Source organism: Vibrio sp. 10N.222.46.A1, from assembly GCF_041473595.1.
GTDB lineage: Bacteria > Pseudomonadota > Gammaproteobacteria > Enterobacterales > Vibrionaceae > Vibrio > Vibrio tasmaniensis_A.
Genome location: NZ_JBFRSN010001801.1, coordinates 1 through 328 on the forward strand (window position 1 = coordinate 1; position 328 = coordinate 328).

Consider the following 328-nt stretch of genomic DNA (forward strand, 5'->3'; position numbering starts at 1 on the left):
CCCTTATCCTAGGTATGCTATTAGCCGGTCACCCAAAAGCTTCAGAGCTATCGAAGTCGCTGTTTAACCTCAAAGAGCTTTTCCTCGTCTGCTTCTTCTTGAATATTGGCTTGTCAGAACAGCCAACTATTCAGGGTTTTATGCTTGCAGTCTTGTTCTTATTGTTACTGCCAGTGAAAGGCGTTCTGTACTTCTTGGTACTAAACCGATTCAAGTTCCGTGTTCGAACCTCCCTACTCACTTCTTTGTCACTGTTTAACTACAGTGAATTTGGCCTCATCGTCGGTGGCCTTGCTTTTAAGATGGGCTGGATGTCTGGCGACATCTT

1 protein-coding gene is annotated in these 328 nt (G+C 44.8%); it reads left to right on the top strand.

What is annotated here, in order from left to right; translation table 11 throughout:
* Positions 1–328, top strand: a 328-nt coding sequence (locus AB4496_RS29380) for a cation:proton antiporter (protein ID WP_372133659.1), incomplete at both ends; no start/stop codon positions are given.